Annotated in this window: 6 protein-coding genes; all 6 read left to right on the top strand. The window is 38.1% G+C overall.

Annotated elements, in window-relative coordinates; genetic code table 11:
- Nucleotides 1-663 (top strand): glycosyltransferase (locus tag A142_RS22805; protein WP_019822046.1); only part of this gene is annotated, 663 nt, incomplete at its 5' end.
- Nucleotides 653-1,924: a hypothetical protein gene (locus A142_RS22800; protein WP_019822044.1), complete on the top strand. Its 1,272-nt coding sequence runs from the start codon at nucleotides 653-655 to the stop codon at nucleotides 1,922-1,924. The genes A142_RS22805 and A142_RS22800, both read left to right, overlap by 11 nt.
- A gap of 9 nt (nucleotides 1,925-1,933) precedes the next feature.
- Nucleotides 1,934-2,752 carry a glycosyltransferase gene (locus A142_RS22795; protein ID WP_019822042.1) on the top strand — a complete coding sequence of 273 codons (819 nt, stop codon included), beginning with the start codon at nucleotides 1,934-1,936 and terminating at the stop codon, nucleotides 2,750-2,752.
- 117 nt (nucleotides 2,753-2,869) lie between these two features.
- Nucleotides 2,870-4,036 carry a nucleotide sugar dehydrogenase gene (locus A142_RS22790; protein WP_019822040.1) on the top strand — a complete coding sequence of 389 codons (1,167 nt, stop codon included), beginning with the start codon at nucleotides 2,870-2,872 and terminating at the stop codon, nucleotides 4,034-4,036.
- A gap of 10 nt (nucleotides 4,037-4,046) precedes the next feature.
- A complete protein-coding gene (locus A142_RS22785) occupies nucleotides 4,047-5,051 on the top strand; it encodes an NAD-dependent epimerase (protein WP_019822038.1) in 1,005 nt (334 codons plus the stop codon).
- Between the two features lie 204 nt (nucleotides 5,052-5,255).
- Nucleotides 5,256-6,359, top strand: a complete 1,104-nt coding sequence (gene wecA / locus A142_RS22780; RefSeq protein WP_019822036.1) for a UDP-N-acetylglucosamine--undecaprenyl-phosphate N-acetylglucosaminephosphotransferase — start codon at nucleotides 5,256-5,258, stop codon at nucleotides 6,357-6,359.
- Nucleotides 6,360-6,520 lie beyond the last annotated feature (161 nt).

Genomic DNA, 6,520 nt, shown 5'->3' with positions numbered 1-6,520 from the left:
TCTGCTGTAGACCGATATATCAGGAAAGGTGTTTTTTCACCTGAAAAATCAAGTTATATTCCCAATGGTTTTTATATTAGAAGTAACAGGGAATTATCAATATATCAGAGAGAGAAAATTTTAAATGAAATAGGGCTTCATGAATCTAATTATGTATGTTGTGCTGTTGGTCGACTAGATGCCCAGAAAAATTACCCTATGATGCTTGAAGCTTTTAAATATGTAGTTGAAAGAGAACGATCGTATAGATTAATAATTATGGGGGGAGGACCTGATGAACATGAATTAAAAGATTTATCTCATAAACTTGGCATATCTGATTATGTTGTATTTTTAGGAGTTGTCGATGATGTATATAAGTATTTGAGTGTTAGCAATCTATATTTAATGACGTCAGTTTTTGAAGGTATGCCATTAGCTATTTGTGAAGCGATGATTGCAAGAAAACCTATGGTTGTAACTAACTTCAAAGGTGTTACTGAATTTGTAAAAGATTATTATCCAATTATTGAGCAAAATGATAGTGATAAATTTGGAGAATGTATGCTTGAATTTAAAAATTTAAATCTAGATTCAACTATAGAAAGAGCTAGAAAAGATATTATCGATCATTATTCGATCGATAATGTTGTAAATCAGTGGATGCAAATATATGATAAATAAATTTAGTCAATTTTCTGTCGAAGAAATTCATACTTATGCAAAGCATATGATATGTCCTCCCAACTTAAAGAATAGAGATAAGGCAACTTATTCAGAGTTGGGTCTCAACGACTTTGCTTTATATCCTTTTTCTGAAATTAACCAGAAGAATACTGTTAATAGCGACCCTGAATTATTGATGGATAAAATGATAACAGCCATCAAAAAATCTATCGATATAGAAAAAGAAACCATTCTATTACTAAGCGACGGTAAAGATTCTTTAAGCATTGCTCTAGCTCTTTCTAAAATGGGTATTAAGTGCAAAACTCTAACTTTGCTTAGAAAAGATGATTATGAATTACGAAGTTTTGTTAGTGAAAAAGCTATAGAGTTAGGGCATACGCCATATTTTGTGGATGTTGAACAAATCTTCGCATCATTTAATAAAAAAACTTTTTTAGAGGCTTGCTCTTCTATGAATAACCCTGTGTTAGACCAAGGGTTCATCTTTTTTGTCTTCGGTATACAACACTTTTTGTTACAAAATAAGATATCAGCAAGCGCATGTCAGTTTATAGATGGTCTTGGAAACGATGAACATTTAGGTTACCTACCATCTAAATCACAGTTTAGTGCATTCAAATTGTCAAAATTAAATTTTTGGAAAGCTATTCCTAATAGTTTAAGTTGGCTTAGATGGTATTTAAGATCGCCCGCTGAAGCACAAGGAGACCTATCTGCTTTATCTTGTTTTTATCCTTTTGATAAAGCTCTAGATATTAACTCTTACTTTTCTAGCATTCCACGGAGTACAGATGAAGAGTTTATTGACTTTAGATCATTCTCTCGAGGTAAATTCCATGATCATCAATGTATGATAGGAAAAACTAAGGCTGCTATTGATTCTTTAGATTCTAATATATTTTATCCTTGGATAGATGAAGACTTGTCAAATTTTTGTTTTAACTTGCCTTCAAGTGAAAAATATAATTTTTCTGAATTAAAAAACAAAATTTGTTTGAGAAAAATGCTTTCCGATGAACTATCTTGGAATCAAGACAAGAGAGGGATCGACTTGTTTTTTGATATTAATATGGATGATTTAATTTTACATATAGAAGAGTTTGTGGATCGAGATGTATATGAAGTTATTTTGAATAAAGGGTTTGTCGCTAATTCAGTTAGAAATAGAGCAATGCTTGAATTATTGAACTTATGTGGGTATTTACACGTAAATGGTTTTGATAAGCGTAATATACGCGAATTGTTATTGGGATAGTTAGATTATATGGATAAGATAGCTATCGCGATGTCAGTATATCGTTCTGACTCGACTAATTTCGTAAAACAAGCAATTGACAGTATTCTTGAACAAACTTATCAAAACTTTGTTCTCTTCATTCAAGTTGATGGACCTGTTGCAGAAGACCTAAAGGAGCTTTTACTTTCATACATAAAAAATAGTAACGTCGAGATTTATTTCCATGCTGAAAATTTAGGTCTTGCTCAAAGGTTGAATGATACAATTGAAAATGTAATTAACGATAGCTCTTTTTCTTTGTTAGCTCGTATGGATGCCGACGATATAGCTTTAAAAGAAAGGTTTAAATGCCAGGTTGACTATTTGAATACTCATAATGATGTAGGAGTTGTTGGTTCTGACGTTATTGAAATTGATGAGCAAAACAACCACATTTTTTACAAGAAGATGAAATCAGATCACCTTTCATTAGAGAAAAACATAATTAAGCGTTGTCCTTTTAACCATCCCAGCGTAATGATTAGGCTGAATACATTAAGGGAACATAAATTACGTTATAAATCTGAGCTTTCTAACACGCAAGATTATTATTTATGGGTTGATATGCTTTCTTGTAATGTTATATTTTCTAACATTAATAAACCTCTCCTTTATTTTAGGATAAATAATGAATTTCATTCTAGACGCGGGTTTAAGAAAGCGCTAAATGATTTTAATTCGAGGATGTATGCTTTTGAAAAATTAGGTTGTTATTCATTATCTAATTATATTCATGTGTGCAAACTTGTAATGTTGCGTATTTCGCCATCGTTCATTAAAAAAATAGCATATGAAAAATTAAGATGAATTAGCGATGTTAGTAATCATTTCCTAGCCTTTATCTGATGTTTGTTGAATGAGTACAGGTATGAGTTTTATATAGATGGCTCGGTTATGGTATTTGAAAATTATGGTTAGGTTAAAATGAAAATTGCAATTGCCGGTACAGGCTATGTAGGCTTATCAAATGCGATGCTACTATCACAGCATCATGAAGTTGTAGCCGTCGATATTATCGAAGAAAAAGTAAGATTACTGAACGATAAATTATCTCCAATCGTCGATGCTGAAATTGAAGATTTCTTGGCGAACAAGCCATTAAACTTCACTGCGACGATCGATAAAGAGTTGGCGTATTTAAATGCCGATTATGTGGTTATTGCTACCCCTACTGATTATGACGTAGAGACGAACTACTTTAATACCTCTTCCGTTGAAGCGGTCATTAAAGATGTGATGGCGATTAACCCCAATGCAGTGATGGTGATTAAATCTACCGTTCCTGTGGGTTATACCGCGCGTATTAAAGAGGAACTTGAATGTGAAAACATCATCTTCTCTCCTGAGTTCCTGCGTGAAGGCAAAGCGTTATACGATAACCTGCATCCGTCTCGCATTGTAGTCGGTGAGCGCTCTGAACGTGCAAAAGTTTTTGCGAACCTTTTGTTAGAAGGCGCGGTTAAGAAAGACGTTGAAATCCTATACACCGATTCAACCGAAGCCGAAGCAGTAAAGTTGTTCTCTAACACTTACTTGGCGCTTCGTGTTGCTTACTTTAATGAGTTAGACACTTATGCCGAATCTCACGGGTTAGATACACGTCAAATTATCGATGGCGTTAGCTTAGACCCTCGTATTGGTTCGCACTACAACAACCCTTCATTTGGTTACGGTGGCTACTGTTTGCCAAAAGATACTAAGCAACTGCGCGCTAACTACTCTGATGTTCCAAATAATATTATTGGCGCGATTGTCGATTCTAATACTACACGTAAAGATTTTATTGCCGACTCTATTATTAAAAGAAACCCAAGACGCGTTGGTATTTACCGCTTAGTGATGAAGTCTGGCTCTGATAATTTCCGAGCTTCAAGCATCCAAGGTATTATGAAACGCTTGAAAGCAAAAGGTATTGAAGTAGTGGTGTTTGAACCAGAGCTTAAAGAAAAAGAGTTCTTCCGCTCATTAGTATTAACGGATTTTGAGCAATTCAAGTCAAGCTGTGATGTGATTGTCTCAAACCGCATGGCTCAAGAGTTGGCGGATGTGAAAGACAAAGTGTATACGCGCGATCTATTCGGCTCAGATTAAGGAAGAAAAAGTGAAATATTTGGTAACGGGTGCGGCGGGTTTTATCGGTAGTGCCGTAGTCGAGCAATTAACAGCGAAAGGCCACCAGGTTGTCGGTGTCGATAACCTGAATGACTACTATGATGTTGCATTGAAAGAAGCACGCTTGGGTCGCATCCAACATGTCGACTTCAAATTGGTTCATTTGGATATCGCCGATCGTGATGGTGTTGCTAACTTGTTTGAAGCGGAGCAATTTGATCAAGTGATCCACTTGGCCGCACAGGCTGGGGTTCGCTACTCTATTGAAAATCCACATGCCTACGCAGATTCGAACTTAGTCGGTCATTTGAATATTCTTGAAGGGTGTCGTCACAATAAAGTGAAGCACTTGGTTTATGCCTCTTCTAGCTCTGTCTATGGGTTGAATGCTAAAACACCATTCGCAACGTCAGATTCGGTCGACCACCCCGTTTCATTGTATGCGGCGACTAAGAAGTCGAATGAGCTGATGGCGCACAGCTACTCTCACCTATACGACATTCCAACCACAGGCCTGCGATTCTTTACCGTGTATGGTTCATGGGGACGCCCGGATATGGCACCTTTTATCTTCACTAAGAAGATTCTTGATGGCGATACTATTGATATCAACAACAATGGCGATATGTGGCGTGATTTTACTCACGTGAACGACATTGTTGAAGGGGTGGTACGTATCGCTGATGTGGTGCCAACGCGTGATAACGACTGGACGGTCGAAGCAGGTTCCCCTGCGACCAGTTCTGCGCCTTATGCCGTTTATAATATTGGCCACGGTTCGCCAATCAGCTTGATGGATTTTGTAAAGGCGATTGAAGACGAACTAGGCATTGAAGCGAAGAAAAACTTCAGAGAAATGCAACCTGGTGACGTTTACCAAACCTATGCCGACACACAAGACTTGTTTGCAGCTACGGGCTATACACCGAAGGTAACAGTAAAAGAAGGTGTTGCTGAGTTTATTCAGTGGTACCGCGAGTTTTACAATAAGTAAACCGCAATAGGGCTCTCTAAAGCCCAAATATAGAAATCAATCGAATTCTATTTCCCTCTATCCATATACAGCATCTTTGATGTTACTAGTGCCTCATTCTGATTAGTTTGAGGCACTTTTCTTCGGTGTCTCTGTTTCACTCGCAATATTTTATTTATTCGTCAGTTAATAAGAATAATAACCACCCCAAAAGGGCTTATATCAATGTCTCTGTTTGATTACCTTATCGAACTTTCTATGTTCTTCTTTCTTGCCCTTGCTGTGTTGTACTGTATGCGTAAAGTGGGCTACGCCATTGGTTTGGTTGATAAACCTAATGCTAGAAAGCATCATGAAGGGGTGGTTCCTCTTGTGGGCGGGATCTCTCTCTGCATCACTGTGTTGTACTTCCTTTACGTGAATGCGGATGAGTTCAAGAATGTAGAAATAGCAGCGATGTGCTTAACGGTGCTGGTATTAATTGGGGTGGCCGACGATCGTTTTGACATTAGTTTTAAGCTCCGAATGGGCGTGCAAGCCATCTTAGCTGTGATCGTCATGCATTATTCTGGATTAACCCTCTCTCATGTTGGTGATGTGTTCGGCTTGGGTGTGCTGGATTTCCCTGTGATGCTTGACAGCGCGATTACGGTGATCGCGGTAATTGCTGCGATTAATGCCTTTAATATGGTTGATGGTATTGATGGGCTACTGGGCGGTTTAAGCATGGTGGTGTTTGCATCATTGGGTGTGGTGTTCTTCGCTTATGACCTCGAGTTTTATGCCTTTTTTATGGCCTTGATGGTGGTGATCTTATTGCCCTTTGTGCTGTTCAATTTAGGGTATTTTGGCAAGCTGCGTAAAGTGTTTATGGGCGATGCCGGTAGCATGATGATCGGCTTCATTGTTATCTGGGTACTAATTGGTGGGACGCAGTCTGAAGAGGGGCCTTATATCATTCGCCCTGTAACCGCCTTATGGTTAATCGCAGTGCCTTTGATTGATATGATGGCCATTATGATCCGTCGGATTCGTAAAGGACACTCGCCATTCAAACCCGACAGAGAGCATTTTCACCACATTATGCAACGCATTGGTTTCACGCCGCGTGAGTCTTTAGTGGTGATTTGTTCGGTACAATTGATTTATTCCACCTTGGGTTTATTAGGTGAATACTTTGAAGTGCCAGAATACGTTATGTTCTACACCATTGTGGCGTGTTTCTTATGCCACACTTACGCGATGACGCATTCGTTTAAAATGGCGAAAATCGTTAGAAAGTGGAAGAAGTTAGAGGAAAAGCAATCTGAGGAAGCTGCAGTATTATAAGATGATGGGAGTGAAGAAATACCAACATTCTCATGTTTATAGCAGTGGTAGTTAGCTTCCCTTATCGCCTGTTTCATTTATCGCTGTCTGTTGTTATTGATTAGCCCGTTCAGTTTTCAGGTTGCCATAACCCAAGTTATAATGAGCAAAAGGGCCCAATC

Source organism: Vibrio splendidus 12E03 (assembly GCF_000272105.2).
Lineage (GTDB): Bacteria > Pseudomonadota > Gammaproteobacteria > Enterobacterales > Vibrionaceae > Vibrio > Vibrio splendidus_I.
Note: the sequence above shows the minus strand (reverse complement) of the source record. Positions and strands in the feature narration are given on the sequence as shown.